This window comes from Lactiplantibacillus sp. 7.2.4 (genome assembly GCF_018991185.1).
In the GTDB taxonomy this organism is placed as follows: domain Bacteria; phylum Bacillota; class Bacilli; order Lactobacillales; family Lactobacillaceae; genus Lactiplantibacillus; species Lactiplantibacillus pentosus.
The window spans coordinates 53,111-70,096 of the sequence record NZ_JAGYGS010000005.1 but is presented as its reverse complement, the minus strand read 5'-3'; the positions used below and the strand labels follow the sequence as shown (position 1 = coordinate 70,096).

The 16,986-nt window shown below is 45.9% G+C and carries 15 protein-coding genes; 9 read left to right on the top strand and 6 right to left on the bottom strand.

Annotated elements, in window-relative coordinates:
* Positions 1-3: 3 nt before the first annotated feature.
* Positions 4-690, top strand: coding sequence for a glycerophosphodiester phosphodiesterase family protein (locus KGF70_RS02940; RefSeq protein WP_216769624.1), 687 nt, complete (start codon positions 4-6; stop codon positions 688-690).
* A gap of 130 nt (positions 691-820) precedes the next feature.
* Here the strand turns inward: KGF70_RS02940 and KGF70_RS02935 are convergent, their stop codons facing one another.
* The 3 genes from KGF70_RS02935 to KGF70_RS02925 all read right to left on the bottom strand — a co-directional run bounded on the left by KGF70_RS02935 (position 821) and on the right by KGF70_RS02925 (position 5,334).
* Positions 821-1,468: a deoxynucleoside kinase gene (locus KGF70_RS02935; RefSeq protein ID WP_003638386.1), complete on the bottom strand. Its 648-nt coding sequence runs from the start codon at positions 1,466-1,468 to the stop codon at positions 821-823.
* A gap of 104 nt (positions 1,469-1,572) precedes the next feature.
* Complete coding sequence (gene mscL / locus KGF70_RS02930; RefSeq protein WP_003638387.1) at positions 1,573-1,956, bottom strand: large-conductance mechanosensitive channel protein MscL; 384 nt, start codon at positions 1,954-1,956, stop codon at positions 1,573-1,575.
* A gap of 423 nt (positions 1,957-2,379) precedes the next feature.
* The gene (locus KGF70_RS02925) at positions 2,380-5,334 is read right to left on the bottom strand and encodes a YhgE/Pip domain-containing protein (RefSeq protein WP_216768208.1); all 2,955 of its coding nucleotides are present in this window, start codon (positions 5,332-5,334) and stop codon (positions 2,380-2,382) included.
* Between the two features lie 383 nt (positions 5,335-5,717).
* Here KGF70_RS02925 and KGF70_RS02920 point away from each other — a divergent pair, with 383 nt between their 5' ends.
* Positions 5,718-8,117 carry a sigma factor-like helix-turn-helix DNA-binding protein gene (locus tag KGF70_RS02920; protein WP_216768207.1) on the top strand — a complete coding sequence of 800 codons (2,400 nt, stop codon included), beginning with the start codon at positions 5,718-5,720 and terminating at the stop codon, positions 8,115-8,117.
* 220 nt (positions 8,118-8,337) lie between these two features.
* On the opposite strand, the gene msrA is transcribed toward KGF70_RS02920, so the two are convergent.
* Positions 8,338-9,141 carry a peptide-methionine (S)-S-oxide reductase MsrA gene (msrA, locus tag KGF70_RS02915; RefSeq protein WP_216768206.1) on the bottom strand — a complete coding sequence of 268 codons (804 nt, stop codon included), beginning with the start codon at positions 9,139-9,141 and terminating at the stop codon, positions 8,338-8,340.
* Between the two features lie 442 nt (positions 9,142-9,583).
* Here msrA and KGF70_RS02910 point away from each other — a divergent pair, with 442 nt between their 5' ends.
* From KGF70_RS02910 to KGF70_RS02880, 7 genes are all read left to right on the top strand, one after another.
* Positions 9,584-10,405, top strand: a complete 822-nt coding sequence (locus tag KGF70_RS02910) for a Cof-type HAD-IIB family hydrolase (RefSeq protein WP_105961915.1) — start codon at positions 9,584-9,586, stop codon at positions 10,403-10,405.
* A gap of 129 nt (positions 10,406-10,534) precedes the next feature.
* Positions 10,535-11,143 carry a hypothetical protein gene (locus KGF70_RS02905; RefSeq protein ID WP_088769725.1) on the top strand — a complete coding sequence of 203 codons (609 nt, stop codon included), beginning with the start codon at positions 10,535-10,537 and terminating at the stop codon, positions 11,141-11,143.
* Positions 11,144-11,373: 230 nt separating this feature from the next.
* On the top strand, positions 11,374-12,705 hold the full coding sequence (locus KGF70_RS02900; protein ID WP_367114988.1) for a sensor histidine kinase: 1,332 nt from the start codon (positions 11,374-11,376) through the stop codon (positions 12,703-12,705).
* A gap of 5 nt (positions 12,706-12,710) precedes the next feature.
* Positions 12,711-13,478 (top strand): response regulator transcription factor, encoded by a 768-nt coding sequence (locus tag KGF70_RS17725; RefSeq protein ID WP_050340244.1) that lies wholly within the window; start codon positions 12,711-12,713, stop codon positions 13,476-13,478.
* Between the two features lie 160 nt (positions 13,479-13,638).
* Positions 13,639-13,977, top strand: a complete 339-nt coding sequence (locus tag KGF70_RS02890) for a hypothetical protein (RefSeq protein WP_003638396.1) — start codon at positions 13,639-13,641, stop codon at positions 13,975-13,977.
* Positions 13,978-14,249: 272 nt separating this feature from the next.
* Entirely contained in the window at positions 14,250-14,618 is a 369-nt protein-coding gene (locus tag KGF70_RS02885) for a hypothetical protein (protein WP_216768205.1), read from the top strand.
* Between the two features lie 285 nt (positions 14,619-14,903).
* The gene (locus KGF70_RS02880) at positions 14,904-15,107 is read left to right on the top strand and encodes a hypothetical protein (protein ID WP_216768204.1); all 204 of its coding nucleotides are present in this window, start codon (positions 14,904-14,906) and stop codon (positions 15,105-15,107) included.
* 121 nt (positions 15,108-15,228) lie between these two features.
* Here KGF70_RS02880 and KGF70_RS02875 read toward each other — a convergent pair whose 3' ends face one another.
* Positions 15,229-15,915, bottom strand: coding sequence for a CPBP family intramembrane glutamic endopeptidase (locus KGF70_RS02875; RefSeq protein ID WP_216768203.1), 687 nt, complete (start codon positions 15,913-15,915; stop codon positions 15,229-15,231).
* A 532-nt stretch (positions 15,916-16,447) separates the two neighbouring features.
* Positions 16,448-16,924 (bottom strand): MarR family winged helix-turn-helix transcriptional regulator, encoded by a 477-nt coding sequence (locus tag KGF70_RS02870; RefSeq protein WP_050340248.1) that lies wholly within the window; start codon positions 16,922-16,924, stop codon positions 16,448-16,450.
* Between the last annotated feature and the right edge of the window lie 62 nt (positions 16,925-16,986).

Sequence of the window (16,986 nt, the reverse complement as noted above, 5' to 3'; positions counted from 1 at the left end):
CACGTGCCAAATATGTCATTAATTTACGGTCATCGCGGCGTGCCCGTGAAGTTTCCAGAAAATTCCTTAGCGGGCTTCGCCTACGCCATTAACCATCATATCGACGGACTCGAATTTGATGTGCATCTGACCAAGGACATGGTGCCCGTCATCATGCACGATGAACGCATCGATCGAACCACGGATGGTGAGGGTGCCATTGCCGATATGACGTTCAAACAGTCACGTTACTTCAAGCTGGCTAACGGAGAACCCGTGCCATCACTGCAAGAGTTTTTGAGCCTCGTCAGTGGTGAGCCGGTACACTTAAACTTAGAGTTCAAGACCGACCGCCACTTCTATCCTGGTATCGAATGGATTGTACTGCGGATGATCAAACAGACAGATTTGGTCTATCCGGTCGTTTTCTCGTCCTTTAATTTGAAGAGCTTGAAGCGCGCCTATGCCATTGATGCCAGTCAAAAGTACGCTTTTTTGACCTCTGCACATTTGGGTAATCCAGATGAATTTGCCACCCATGAACATTTGGAAGGGGTGCATCTCGAGCATTTCCAACCGGTGAAAGAAGTTGCAGAACGCGTGTGGACCGTTGATGAGCCGGCAGTCATGCAACAATTGTTTGCAGCAGCCGTTAACGCGGTCATTACAAATAATTTTGAGTTGGCGCAGCAAGTACGAGCGGCCATGTAAGCGCAGCTCGAAGCGCGACATGTTAGTTCAAGCGAACTTACTAATTATTGATAGTTGTGATTAATTGTCAGCATAAGAAAAGGAGTGGATTTCCATGGCGGAAATCCACTCCTTTTTATCGTTAGAATGTTTAAACACTGGCTGGGTTACGAATCTTACCCAATTCAGCATCGATTTGTGCGAGTACGGCTTGTTGATTTTCAGGTTTCTCTAAGTCGTATTGTTGTAAGTCGATCTTCATCTTAGGACTCGCATCATATTCGTCATACCACTTGCGGTAGGCGGTCCACATCTTGTAGTAATATGATTCAAGTTCAGGATTGTTATCGAATTGTTCGTAGTCCCGACCCCGCTTCTTGATCCGGTAGAGGATCGTATCGAAGTCGGTTTCGGAGTAGACCATCAAGTCCGGCGCCTTTTTAGGGAGCTCGGTTAATTCGGTCATCATATTGTCTAATAGTTGCAAGTAAACTTTCAGTTCAGTGTCAGAAATATTACCCTCAGCGTTGTTTTCTTTGGTAAAGAGGGCATCTTCGTAGATGGAGCGGTCGAGAACATTGTTATCATCGGCCAATGCCTTCTTGATCATTGCAAAGCGCTTGTTGAGGAAATAGATTTGTAATAGGAACCCGTAATTCTTTGGATCCGAATAGTAAAGTGGCAGTACTGGGTTGTCGCCAACCGGTTCGTAAAATGCCTTCGTTCCAAGGTGGTCTGCAATCAGCCCCGTTAACGTGGTTTTGCCGACCCCAATCATTCCTGCTGTTATTATCACCATGATAGCCCCTCTTTATAAAAAATTGCACAATATATTGTATCTCAAAAAAAGTTGGAATACCATATAGACTTTTAATGAAAAATTTGCTTCGGTGCTATTTTGGGCTATTTTTTGGCTTGTTCCTTCAATAAATCACGGATTTCTTCCAAGTATTGCGCGGAAAGATCGACTTCTTCTTCATCCTCAGTTTCTTCCGGTTCATTTTTAACGACTTTATTAATAATTTTCACCAGAATGAACACAACGATGGCGACGATGAAGAAATTAATGATGGCATTCAAAAATGACCCGTACTTGAAAGTGGCATCACCGATACTGACTTTTAAGTTGGATAAATCGACACGACCTAGGAAAATCCCAATCAACGGATTGATCAAGTTATCGGTTAACGATTTGACGATGGCGGTAAACGCAGACCCAATAATGACCCCAACGGCCAAGTCAATCACGTTCCCACGAGCAATAAATTCCTTAAATTCTTTAATCATGTGACGAGCGCTCCTTTTTTGTTTAGCTGATAACAGTATAGCTAAAATCAAACGTTGACTCAATTGATATACGAGATGAATTTCGGGGCAATTGGTGGTTAACCACAGCATACGCGGTCGAATTTTGCCCGTACTAACGATTTGTTTCGTTTGGATAGTGACCTAATCTGGTGGGCGCTGTGCTTGAGGCGGGGGTTTGGATGGGGAGCACAGCTGCACGTTATCGGTGGCTAGTGACTAGGATTCAAGACTTCGGGAACATGGCACGACAAGCTCAAATCAACCCCAGTATATCGGTTAGTCGCGAAAAGCGTTCAGTTACTGACAAAATCGATACAAAAAACGCCCCAACACAAGTGTGCTGAGGCGTTATTAGACAGGTGGTCAATATTAAGCGGTGCACTGACCAATCATCATATTCGGTTAGTGTAGGTCGGGGCCATCGCTTGCTTTAGCTCGCAACCGACGCTGAATGTGCGTAGCTAGTTTGCTCTGGGTCGCTTTGAGGGCAGCCGGGTCGTCGAAATCAATTTGTGCGAGCCGTGGGTAACGACGCAGGAAGAACAGCCCAGTAAAAGCAACGAATAGCGTGAGAAACAGTGTCAGGATGGCCAGCTCACCAAGTGCGGAATTGCCAGTCATTAAGGTTTGTCGTAATCCGTTAACACTATAACTCATCGGTAACCACGGGTGAATCATCTGGAAAAAGCGGCCAGATAATTGAATCGGGTAAGTGCCGGCTGAACCGCCGAGCTGCAGGACCAGCAAGACCATGCCGAAGAAGGCACCGGCCTTACCGAAGACGAGGTTCAGCCAGGCGACGATCGTCATGAATAGGAGTGCCGTCAGAATCAGCACCAACCAGGTGGCGAACGGATGAATCGGTGTGAGCGCATCGATGCGCATCATTAACCCGAGCATAATGGTGCTTTCCATCAGTGAAAAGGCCAGCACTAGGATTGCCTTACTGCACCACCATTCGAAGGCGGATTTTGGATGCTTGCGTGGCGTATATAAATCAAACATCATGTTAAAGGCAAGCGCGCCGACAAACAGCGACACACTTAACATGTAGGGTGCCATGCCAGTCCCGTTGTTGGCAGCCTGATCCGAATCTGAATGAGTCGTCGTCACTGGTTTGGCGATTTGCTGATACGTCAAGCTGGACGGGTTGACCTGGCCTTGCTTGGCGGCCGACCCTAATTTGGTCGCCAAAGTCTGATTGCCACTTTGAATGGTCTGGTCAGCGGCCGTGACCTGGTTCGCACCGTTGGCAAGTTGTTGGGCACCGCTTGCAAACTGTTGATTACCATTGGTGAGCTGGGTGTTGCCAGTCGTTAAAGTGTTGCCGTTAGCGGCGAGTTGGTTGAGACCATTGCCGACACGTTGCGCCCCGTTTGTAAGTTGGGTAACACCAGTCGTGAGGCCGGGCAATTTGGTCTGAATTGTGCCAAGCCCAGTCGTGATTTGATTGCTGCCGTGGGTGAGCTGGTTGCCTTGGGTGCTGAGTTGGGCCGTTCCCGTCGCTAATTGTTGGGTTCCCGCTGCGACTTGACCGGCACCAGCGGCGAGTTGCTGGCTGCGTTGATTAAGTTGGTCGGTACCTGCGTTTAACGCCTGGAAGCCCTGGGTCAGCTGTGAGCTAGTGGTCGTGAGTCCGGCCGTTCCGCTAGCTAGTTGCGTTGCGCCATTGGCCAGCGTCGTGATGCCGGTCGTGAGCTGTGGTAGGTCGGTCTTAAATTGGGTCAAACCAGTGTTCAGTTGGCTGGCCGCTGTTCCGGCAGTTTGAATGCCGTTAGTCAACCCTTGTGCGCCGGTAGCAAGCTGAGCGACTGAGCCGGCGAGGGCCGTCTGCTGCTGATTGATGACGCTGAGGGCGTTAGTAAGGGCGGTCGCGTCAACAGTGGGCTGCTTAACTTGTGCGAGTGCAGTTGTCAAACTCGCAAGCGCGGCGTTGATGGCGTCCTGATTGGTGGACTGATCCACCGTCGCTAAAATGGCGGATTTTTGGGCAGCAGTTAGGTTTTGACGATCCGCCGTCGCGGCAACGTTGGCGCGGACCGTTGAACTAGCCTTGATGGCCGCTGACAGGGCGTTGAGTGCGCTGTTAACGGTGGTTAGGTCACTGCCCGTCGCTTGCTTTTGCAAGGCGGTCACAGCTGTGTTGAGTGCTGCCTGGTCGCTGGTCCGGTGTTGCAGCTGATTTTGAAGCTGTTGCAGTCCGGCAGTTAGTGTTTGACTATGTGAATCTAGCGTTTGAAGACCGGTGTTAAGCTGACTAGCGCCATCCGTAAGTGCGGTCGTTGCGCCAGTTAAACGGGTCGTTTGAGCCTGTAACTGGCTGGTGCCACGGCTAAGACTCGTGGCACCAGTATTGACCTGGCTCACACCGTCCACATAGCGATTCAGTCCCGTTCCAAATTGCTGCGTCCCAGTAGCTAATTGCGCCGTGCCATGACTGAATTGCTGAGCACCAGTCGCCACTTGACCGGCACCGTTATTAACCGTGGTGGTGCCGACGTTAACTTGCTGAACGCCGGTGACGTAGCGATTGACGCCCTGATTCAGCGCTTGAGCACCGGTATTAAGTTGATTGAATCCAGCGACCAGCTGATTACTTTTGACGAGTAGCTGCGTCAGTCCAGCGACGACTTGTTGATTACCTGCTTGCAGTTGGTCGACGCCGTTAATATATTGGTTTAAACCGATGCGCATCGTTTGACTGCCTTGTGCCAGTTTCAGTGAACTGGTGGCCAGTGTATCAAGATGCCCGGCGAGCTGCCGATTGGCCGATGCCAGTTGAGTGCCACCGGTGGCGAGTTTTTGATTAGTCGTCGCAGCGGTTTTGAGGCCGCCATCTAGTTGCTTGATAGCTGCAAACATTGTCTTGGCATAGCTAGTCGTAATCGTTTGCGCAACGGATGTCCGAATTGCGCCGACCGCGGAAGTTGCCATTTTGCTGGCGACAAAGTTATGGCCAGCGCTCGTGTCATAGTGCAGCACCATCGCTTGTGGGTGCCGATTGAGCAAGGTCGTGGCGTGCTGCGAGAAGTTTTTAGGAATCGTGAGGACCATGTAGTAGCGGCCATTTTTTAACCCGGTTTGGGCTTGGTCTGCCGTCATCGCATGAAATTCCAGCGCATCGGATTGCTTGAGTGTGTGCGTCAGGTCGTGGCCGATACTGAGTCGGTGACCCTGGTATGTGACAGCCTGGTCCTGGTTGACAACGGCGACTGGTAAGTGATTGAGCCGCCCATACGGATCCCACATTGACCGGAGAAACGTGACGGCGTATATCGATGGAATCAACATAATAATTGCCATGACGATCATCATAAATTTGTGGCGCTGCATGTAGGCCCATTCTGCTTTAATCATTGTCATTACTCCCCCTTGTGGTGAAAGGTGTCAGGTAACACCGTTGGAAATTCGCCTGTGCACCAATGAGAATAACAGGTTTTAAATGAAGTGCCACATCAGTTTCCCCGCGTGTGAGGCTTATGCCACACTTGGGGCGTAAGTGGGGTGTAAAACGGCGCTGACATTTGGAGATTGTTAGTATGACGAACAGATCACCCATTACAGATGGGAATAGATGGGGTCTATTAAAATTCAAGTATACTTCCGGATATAGTTGGATTAGAAATTGCGGATTTGCTTTCTTGAACATGAGCGTACATTTATAATAAACGCAAGGGTAGGGGAATTGTATTAACGCTGAAGTTATTATTGGCGGATAATCGAAAGGAATGGCTATTGTTATGAAAAATCCAATCATGTGTTGTGCCTTAGCCACTTTAGGGGTAAGTCAGGGGAAAATTGATAAGTTAGATCCCACCACTTGTCACTTTTATGACTTAATCAATGAACAGCACGTTGCATTATTGTGGGAACAATTAGTGGGTCGTAAAAGTGCCCAAGCGGTGAGTCAAATCGAAGCTGCTCAAGTGAACTGGCAGCAAAATCATCCTGATCTGGCTGATTCGCTGTACTTTCTAGCAATCGTGGGCGCAAGTGATAAGTTAATCCGAAGCTTGCAACGAAATGGGGTCAGAACGGTCTCGCAACTAGATGATATGATTAGGCAACAGATGAAGATGCCAACTGATTGGCGGAAAAATCCAATGGAAAATGCCGCCCTCGTTCAAGCCTATCTTGATTGGAAAGTCACCAATCAAGCGGAATTACAGCGGGAGCTTGAAACCAAGCCAGAGGTTGATTTGAGTGTGCGATTAGCGCAAGTTGCAAATCAGCAGCGAACCGCAGCAAAGCTTCAAAAGTGGTTTGGCGTTGAGAAAATTCCGAAGACGTTAATGGCATTTTTAACGTTAGACTTTAAGAAGAAAGACCTCCTAGTGAGTCGTTTGTCAGGGAAGACGTTACAAGAAATTGGTGATGAACATGGGCTGACGCGTGAGCGTGTTCGTCAGATCATTGCCAAAATGGTTCAGCAGCTTCCATTATTTGACGATGTTGAGAAATATCACAAATTAGTATTGACTTATGATATCCAACTCGATCAATTTTTAAACTATACTCAAGGGACTGAGGAAATATATACTTATTTGACTCTTAAGTACAAACGCCCTAAAACGCTGGCGTCATTGGACCAATACTTACTCGCACTGAATAAAGTGGCACCGGATGCTTTAGGGGCCCGATTGAATCAGCACGGAAAATTCATTAATCACGCGAATCAAGTGGTTCCTTTTTCGGCCGCCAATGTGATTGATGAAATTCTGTTTAACAATCGACGGGTCTTTGATAATGATGAAATGGTCGTTCAAATGGAAAGCTTTTTTGAAGCTCATGGTCAAATGCAGGCGACTGCCATTTCGGCTCGTGCGGTACTGGCCCAGATCGAACGTCAAGCACATATTATTCAACGAACGAATGGCTACTTTCGGTACTATGAGTTGGATCTGCACGATATACTGGACTATCTGGACGAGTTGAATGCACTATTTGATGTTGCAGATGGCATTTATGGGATTGATTACTTTTTTGACCACAATCAGTCGCTGATGGCCGAACTAGGGCTGCAAGAAAGTTCTGAGTTAGCTAATTTGTTAAAAGGCTTGGGCTATGAGCGGTTTGAGCGCTTAAATACAATTGTTCGTCAGTCGCAGGTTTACATTGGGGCAATCAAGAATGATACCCAGTGCAAGGAGCAATTTTATCTTGGTGTTTTTTCACAGTTTGACGGGCAATCATTGGCAGATACCGTTGACTACCTTGAAGCTAATTTTGCGCTTCAGCGTCCAACGATGTGGTCATACTTGGGAACAACTTATAAGCCATACATTCATCGCAATATGATCAATATGAATGTTAAGTTGCCCAGTGATGTAGATTTTTATCGTAAAATGAAAGTTGTTCTCAATGAACCAATATATCCTTATGACCAGGCTGCAGCGATTATTAAGCTAGTTGATCCGTCGATACAAGTGTCACCATTACTGATGGATCGACTCGGTTACATCGAGCGAAGTGCCCTGTTAATGCAAAAATCTTATGCTTCTTTGAATGATGCAATTAGAGCACTGTGGTTGGCGGATGACGAAATTTCAGTTGAGAAGGTTCAAGCTTATCCGAACAACTGGTTTAGATTCAAGGCGTATAATTTGGAATTGCAACATGACCTGGTTGCGATAGATTCGACCCGTTACTTGACGGCGAAGGGATTGGGTCGCATTGGCGTGACCAAACCGGATATTGATCGGTTTCTGCAAGAAATCATGTCATTTATTGAGGATGACGTCTTTTTCACTTGGAAATCGTTGCTTGATTCAGGCTTTGAAAGTGATTTTATGGCTAAATCTCAACTGAGCGACTTTGCGTATGAACGGTTGATTTTCACCATTCCGTCCATTAGGACCATCAAGACGCGAGGTTCAGTCTATGTTAATCAGAGTCATCCGACACCAAAATGTCCGCCATTAAATGATTTTTTTGCACAAGAACTGGGTGGGCAGTCACGTGATATCGACGATTTTTTACGTGAGCTGAATCTTAAATTCGGCCTGGATGTGACTAGAACAAGAGCACTTGAGAAGTTGGCTAAGGGCCAATTAGCGTATTCAACAGAGACTAATCATATCTATCCAGATAAATTGAGTATGTATGAAGATACTTACCAAGAATTAGGAATCGATGTTTAATGAGCGCCATAAACGGTTCAAAAGCTACTCATGACCAATAAATCAACGTTTATTTAATCAAAAAATTTATTTTTAATGAAGAAATTTAGATGAAATTAGGCTGACTAGTCCCAACGGAGACCGGTCAGCCTAATTTTTTGATAGTTATGATTTGACGCGAATTACGCCGCCTTCTACTGCGCTTATTTAGCGGATGTTGCATATCAAGAAGAAGTACGAGTCACAACTTGTTTTTAAACGCCAGCCACTTCAAATAATGGTCATGCGCCTTTTTCATTCGCCGATAACGTTGCGGTTGCTTGCGGTAGAAATTCTGATGGTAATTTTCAGCCGGCCAGAAATGATTTAGTGGTTCGATTGCCACGACGATCGGTTGTTTGTAGCGCTTTGAATCAATGACGGCTTGTTTAGACGCCGTGGCAATTGCCTTTTGGCTTGGATTGGCGTAGAAAATGACCGGACGATATTGGTTGCCGCGGTCATTAATCTGTCCAAACTGGTCGGTCGGGTCGATCAGTTGCCAATAGAGTTTGACAAGTTCTCGATAAGACGTTTTACGGGCATCATACCTGATTTCGACCGCTTCCACGTGGCCGGTGTACTGACCACTAACTTGCTCGTAGGTGGGTTGTGCCCACGAACCGCCCGTATAGCCCGAAGTGACGGCAATAATTCCGGGACGTTGGTCAAAGGGCTCGACCATGCACCAAAAACAGCCGCCGGCAAACACGGCGCGTTCTTCATGGCTAGCATCGATTTGTGGTGTGTCAGAATAATCTGATTTGGGCACCACGGACCCGTTGCCGGTCAGTGCCAAGTAGAAATCCATCACGTCCGGCGTGAGGTTATCACGAGTCGCGAGTGGCCGTAAATCGGCTTCCAACTGCTTCAATTGACCAGTTGGGGATAATTGTTGCGGATTATCTTTGGCCTGAACGAGTAAATGCCGCTCCCAGTCGCGGGTCGCAGGATTTAAGATTAGGTTGTATAGGTCGCGCATTAACGCGGCATTATTTGTTTTCATGATTAATCACCCGCTGCTAGTTGATTGACTGTGTTGGTGAGATGCTGGGAGTTAAGATTGTTTCTGGTTCGCTTCATTTTTGTTAGATTCATCAAACTCAGGTCCATTTTAGCATGGTGCGGATGCATGCACCTAACGTCATGATTGGAAGTGAGATAGTTTAGGAAAAAGAAAGAGTAATTTTTTTCGTATCGATAATTAATAGAACAGGGAACATTGGCTGGCTTATTACAATTTAGGATATTAGGTGCCGTAGAACTGATCCGTCACCTATTACGACAGATAATCGACGACGATATGAATGAACCTTTTCTGATCAGGTTGCAACTGTTTATTCCAAAATAAAGCGGTTGCATTTCCCTCAATCTTTCGCTAGAGTGGAATGGTAAGCCTAAACTGACCGAGGATGGTCGTAGTGGACTGGATGAGAGGGACGATTGATATGTATAAAATGATTGTTTGTGATTTAGATGAAACATTGATGAATGATGACGGGACGCTGTCAGCTAAGAATACAGCGGCCATCAAAGCGGCGGCTGAAAAGGGCGTGTTCTTCGTGCCAAATTCAGGGCGGAGTTATACCTCTTTTCAAAATGATTTGGAAACGATGGGGCTTCGCAATCAACCGCACCAATATTCGATTTCATATAATGGTGGCTTGATTTTGGAAAATGCCGGTAACAAACCGCTGGCCGTTAACGCCATGCCTTACGAACTTGCCAAGGGCGTCTTTGAAGCTGGGGTGGCCGATGAACGCGCAGCGACCCATGTATATACGCAAGATAAACTGTACATTTATAATCCGGTTGCTAGTGATTCCGCCTACCTTGAAAACCGTGGGGTGACGTTTGAAGTAATGAACGAACCTGATTTTTCACGCTTCAAGGATATGAATATCATGAAGATCATCATGGCCTTGCCAACGATGGCTGACCGCAAAGCAATGCGGGCTGCGGCTGAACAACGGGTTGACGCCAGCAAGTTAGCCGTCACCTATTCATCGGACCGGTACGTGGAATTCAATCCCGCCGGCGTGAATAAGGGGAGTGCGACCCTACAATTGGGTAAATTACTCGGCATCACCGCGGATGAAATCATTGCAGCCGGTGATAACGGAAATGATCTGCCAATGTTAAACGCCGTGGGCCTGCCAGTCAGTGTTGCGAACGGGATTGATACCGTCAAAGCAGCAGCGAAGTATGTGACGGCAGCGGATAATAATCACGATGCGTTAGCTGAAGTAATTAATAAATTTGTATTATAAACCGATTTTTATCGTCAAAATGAAAGATACCATTTGGATTTCAATATTTACAAGTGGTATCATGGTAATTGAAAATGTGCTAATATGAGATAAATTATTTGTTACAAATTACCGAATGGGGGAACACGCATGAGTGCGATTCGCGACGATTTAGCTAAGGCGATTAAGGATAAAAACCTCGTTGAGATTTATTCCAAGGGAACCAATGAGCAATTTAGTGTCGGCTATGTCATTCAGCAGGACGAAAAGTTTGTGCTGGTTAAGGCCGTTAATGTCGATGGTGAACTAGATGGGCTAGTGGTTTTTCGTAAAGCATCGTTAGCCCGCGTGATTAGTGACACTGATTATTTGAAGAGTATGACGACTATCATTACACTCGCCAAGCAACGCGGGTACTTTGATGTCTGGAATACGGAACGGTTGGTCACTAAGTTGTTGAAGAAACAAAGTAAGACCAAGCATTCACTGCTCAAGACACTATTGAAGCAGGCCTTTCGCCACGACCAAGTCATTCAATTGTCTGGTCGCATCAAGAAACACGGTGATAGTTATGCCGGCTTTATTCACAGTGAACACAAGAAGTACATCGAATTCAATTACGTTGATATGTTTGACCTCAAAAAGCGGCCGCAAATTGCGATTCGCTATGCCGAAATTGATGAGGCCAGTTTCCACAGCTTTGAGACCTTTAACACCACCGCGGTGATTGAAAGTTTCATGCCCGGTGATTTTCATTAATTAAACTAATCAAGCGACGCCAATAGTGTATGGGTGTCGCTTTTTTGATGCGGTCATAACTGTTGGCCGCAGGGGTGGCGATCGGCTATCAAAAGGCCTGGATGCCATGGGACGACCGGTTTGAGGACGATTTTGTTAGAAGTCAGTGATTCGATAAAGATTGTTAAGTTTTTATGCTGTAAATATACAAACCGAATTAATTTCGCTACAATGGTAGTATTGAGCTGAATGTGGGGAGGGGAGCAGTTATCGTTTACGTTTATTGGTATATCGCGGCGTTTGACCATTGGTACTCGGTCATGCTGGTATTTTTACTACAAATACTGATCAATCGCGAGTTACGCCAGAAAAGGGTGTATGCCAGTATCGCGGTGATGTCCGTGCTCCTGACCGCGATTTATATGCTATACGACGACTATTCAGATATTATCACCTTTATGGTCAATATGGGGCTGCTGGCGTTTGTGCGTCGTAAAAAGTACTTCATTGTCACCAGTCTGACGGCGACGTTAGCTTACATTCTATTTAGTTTCTTTGGCAATTACGCCACTGAGTCGATTCTGCACCTGCTCAATCTCGGATTGAATGATTGGAGCGGCTGGTTATTTGAATTGATTGGTGAGACGATCGTAACTGCCTGCATGCTGGCGGTAGTGGTCAGTTTTAAAATTTTACAAAAACGTTACCCACGGCAATTTAGTGATGAAGTGACCTTGAACGTGATCGTCAGTGCTTTGGTCGTCGTGGCAGTGGCCTTTTTCACCATTACGACTGTTGCCGATAATTACAATATTGGCTCCGGCTTTTTAGGCATCTTGATGTTGATACTAGTGGCGATCTTGATGATCAATGCCGGCACGTTTATTTACTTATTTTATAGCTATACGATGCGCCTTCAGAGCAATCGGCAGGCCCTCGAGCGCAAGCAGTATGATATTTATGTTAAAAATCTTGAAAGTAGCTACCAGAATTTACGTAAGTTCCGCCACGACTACCAGAATATTCTGTTGTCGTTGGGCGAATACATCCATACGGCGGATGACCCTGAATTGCAGACCTATTTTGATCGGGTCGTCACCAAGTCCCAGCAGAGTTTGAGCCGCGATTTTGGTCATTTTGATAATTTAGAGCAGATTAAGGACAAAGCCCTCAAAGCAATTGTCCAGAGTAAGTTTTCGGCCGCGCGCCAAGCGGGGATTCAAGTCCGGCTGGAAGCCAATGACCCCGTCGCTGCGTTGGCCATCGACCCGGTGACCTTAGCGCGGGTCAGTGGGATATTATTGGATAACGCCATTGAAGCGGTCAAAGGACAGAGTGGCGGCCAAATCACCGTGGCAGTGGTCAAGTATCCGAAGATGGTCGAATTGATATTTGCCAATTCACTGGCGGCGCCCATCGAACGATTGGACCAATTGATGGTGGCCGGTCATACATCCAAGGGCGCGGGTCACGGACAGGGATTAGCGACTGTCCGTGAACTATTAGACCCATTGACCAACGTGACTTATGAAGTCAGTTCGCGCCACCGATTTGAGTTTATTATTAGCATTGAAAGTGAGTGAGCAGCGTGTTAAAAACCTTTGTTGTGGAAGATGATTCAGAACAATTAGCGACCTTAAAGCAAATTATTACGAATCACATTATGATTAATGATTTTGACATGGAATTGACCCTAGCAACTGGTCAAGCCCAAACGCTGTTGGATTACGTTCAGAGCCATGAAAGTGTAGAAGGTTTGTATTTTTTGGATATTGAATACCCGGGCCAGGACTTGAACGGCTTGTCGCTCGCAACCAAGATTCGTGAGGCCGACGTGAATGCTAAGATCGTCTTTGTCTCGACCCACTCTGAAATGGCGTTTTTGACGTTTGAACGGCGCATCGAACCACTGGACTTTATCGTCAAGGATTTAGGTCAAGATACCGTCAAAGCCAAGGTCGAAACGGATATTCGCGTGGCGTATGAGCGTTACACCAAACAGGGGGCGACAAGCAAGGCGATGTTCTCCTATTCCAAGGGTGGGCAACTCTTCAACGTGCCGCTGGAACAAGTCTTGTTCATCGAGACTGGAACCAGCCGTAACAAGTTGGTCCTGCACTTATTAGACCGCATCGTCCAGTATAATGGCAAAATCAGTGACGAAACGGTCGCGCATCCCGAGCTATTTCGGGTGCACAAGAGTTTCTTGGTCAATCCGCAGATGTTGGTGCGGATCGATAAGCAACACCAGCTGGGCTACTTCGAAAACGGCGAAACGGTCGACATTGCCATTCGGAAGATGCATGATTTAGTCGCCTTGATCAAACAGTCCGATTTATCGGTCACGATGGACTAAGCTGACTCTTATGTAACAAAATCGTTAATGACAACTAAATAATCCTAACGTTGGTGCAGGCTATTTTGAGCTTTGCACCTTTTTTGTGTTGCAGTCGTGATTTGCAGGTATCCTTAAAGTATCAAATACCAGTTATGGGGACTGGATTGGAGGTGGTGTCATGAAGCAGTTTTGGTCACTGAGTCTAATGATTCTGGCGGGCTGTCTGTTGATTTTTGGTTCTGAATATAGTTTACAAGGCGATTATCATCGGCCAGTCAAGCAGTTGACAGTGTCGAAAGTGGTTTATCATCAAAACGCCACCTCCGCCACGATCAGCGGTCACACGAAACATGGCGTGATCGTGACAGTCAAGAGTGGCAAGCATGTTCGCCAGGTGATTTCAAATAAGCAAAATGGCAAGTTTTATCTTAAGATGCCCGTTAAAAAGCAAGTGACGATTCGGGTCGTGGGGTTGAAACCGAAAGTCTTAAAGGTACCAAGTGGGACAAAGAGTTAGTTTGGTGGGAGCGTAATAGTCGCTCCTTTTTTGTTGGCTTGAAGTCAGTCCCGGTTACGAGAATGGCGGGATTACAGGCTAGCATTGATGGTCAATAATTGCCAGGCCGTTTTAAAGATTGCTCCGGACCGTATGATTGACGCAAATCTAACAGCGCTATTGAGTGAACCGCGGTGCTTTGCTAAAAATCCATTAAGCTTCATCCCAACGGCTAGGCGCTACCCGTATTTTAGCGTAAGGTGAACATGACCAGATAAGGGGAGCGTGCGGGAATGTTAGTGATTGGCATTATTTTGATCATCGGGATTATCGGGACTTTTATTCTGCGATTCCAATTTCATTTTCGATTATCGATGGGCGCAGTGACTGAGACCGCGTTTGCGTGTTCGTTATTGAATATCGGCGTCTTTTTATTATTCGTGTTGCTGGGACAACTCACCGGACCAGTGTTGTTGTCGCAGTGGGCCTACTTGCCAATTTATCGGCTATTACAAGGCGGCCTGATTCCCGTCATCGGGATTGTGCTCGCCGTTTTCGGCATGGTTCGCGAAAAAGGCCTGATGAATTGGTGGCTACTGCACTTTAACGTCTTGTTTTTGATCTTTGACGTGTTATTTGTGTGGGTGGGCGCGGATATGTGATGAGTTTGGACCGGTATTTGTATATCAAGTGAAGACTGGAATTGGGGCGGCTGGGGTCGTCTTTTTTGAGATGGATAATTGTGATTCATTTAAAATAGGGTGGATGATGATTGTGTTGTCGAAGCGAGCTTGTTAAGAACTAGAAGCGAATACATCGATATAGGAGAGAAATTACTTGTGTAACAGGAAATAGTTGACAACTAAAGAAGTAATCGTGACAATGATATTAAACAGCTGGTATTGCGCCATTATTAAATTTCTAGCCAATTGCAGGAGGCCTCTTTGATGGAATATGGAACCTCATTTGCTTCCCCCTCATTTCTAAGTGGTGTTGCAAGGCCACTCGACCTAGGAAGTACGTTAAAAGGATATAATTTTTCTGTGAGTGAACAGGAACAAGATTTTGATGCATTAAGGTCTGATTGGAATGTGGTAGCGCTTGACTTGTGTGAGCTAATGGATGAGTATGCTGATGAGAACGAAAAGTAGGGATGAACAAAAATCCGTACTGGCCTTACGACTGGTGCGGATTTTTATCGTATCGTGTAGCACGTGTTTAGCCCAAAATATGGCAGACGGCTCTCAAAAATGTGAATGAACATCAGTCAACTTAATGCATCAAGAGCAGGCTCATTGCCAGCGCATTAATGATGAAATGAAGACTCATACTGGCGTGAATTTTGCCGGTCATCTGATAAACACTTGCCAGGACGAGCCCCATCGTGAGGTAAATCATAAAACTGGGCAGTGTCGAGCTGCTGTGCAGGCTGCCAAAGACAATGCCACTGAGAATGATTTTGAGCCAGGACTGCTTAAAAAAAGCATTCATGAGGACGCCACGAAAGACCAGCTCTTCGGTAATCGGCGTTAAAAACACCGCGCTGAGGGCCATCAGCCATAGCGAGAGGGTGCTACCAGCCATTAAATTTTGAATTGCGGCATTATTTTGGGTTTGACTCTGATGATAAATAAGTTGATTAAGTAATTGAAATATACTTTCCAGCACTAAGATGACGGCGTAACCGCCAAGAACGATGTGCCAGTCGTGGCGAGTCATTCGTTGTGGTTGATAGGCTCCTGTATAATGACGCATCAAGGCGTTAGCGGCCAAAATGACGATACCGAAGACAAGCACGTAAACAACGGCTAAGATGATCTCTAAGTTTGTGGTTCGTGATTGCCGATTAAGTTGGTTAATTAACCTAAGTAACATTGGGGGAATGACGACGCCAATTATCAGGCCAATCGTCAGTAATACCCGGGCGAGCCAGCCTAATCCCCGGTCAACTAATTCCATTGGACTTCACCTCTTGAGCTCATTTTACCGCAGTCATGGTCCTGGAACACGTAATTGCAAATCTGAAATATAGATTGTATGAATGAGGTTGTTTGGATTTCAGCATTATTAATATGTTGAATTTTAAAAAATGATGTAAAAACAATCATATATTTAAAAAATAATATTTAAATTCGCGGTTTCCGGATAAATCTTCACAATTTCTTCACAATTATGTAATAGTATATACTTGTACCTAATAGTTATACACTTGTTCATTTTACTCCCCCAAAGTGGATGGACGAGCAAGTACAATCCCCCATATTGTACTTAAACCTAACTCTTTGGCCCTACTGCTAATAAGCGGTAGAGTCATTTTTTTTTGCTCAAATCGCGGTCTGAACTGGACAAAATTATTAATAAACCCGTATTGCTCAAGTCTGATTTGCAGCTGATTTCTGGGATTGATTGTTTCTTGGAAAGGGCATTTACAGCTGATAACTGCACCAAAAAAGCCGAAGCAGCGTGCTTCGGCTTTAATCGTCTGATTCTGTTAGAACGTGTCACCCGTGTAGTCAATTGTGCTTGGCTTAGCATTCTTAATGCGTTCAGAAGCAAAGTTGACTGTTTCGCGGATTTGGTCATAGGTGTCTTGGTCTAAGCCTAATAGGTCCATGCATGAGTTAACGTGCGCGAAAATCTCAGGTTTAGCATCGATCGCCTTTTGTGACAAGGAAATGTTGACCTGCCGTTCGTCATCAGTATCACGCTTCCGTTCGACCCAGCCTTGAGTCTGCATCCGCTTGAGCAGTGGGGTCAACGTCCCACTATCCAAGTTGACGTGCGATCCGAGTTCCCGGACCGTCATTGGACTCTTTTCCCACAATGCAAGTAACGTAATGTACTGCGGATAAGTCAGCTTAAAGGGTGCTAAAGCTTCGGCGTAAAAGTGATTGTAGCGTTTGCTGGCAGTGTAAAGCGCAAAACAGAGTTGTTCGTCTAACAAAATATTCTTCGTTGGTGTCGCCATCAAACCGCCTCCTTTACTATTATTCTAGTACATTGTACGCAATTAATTTGCTAAATGCAATT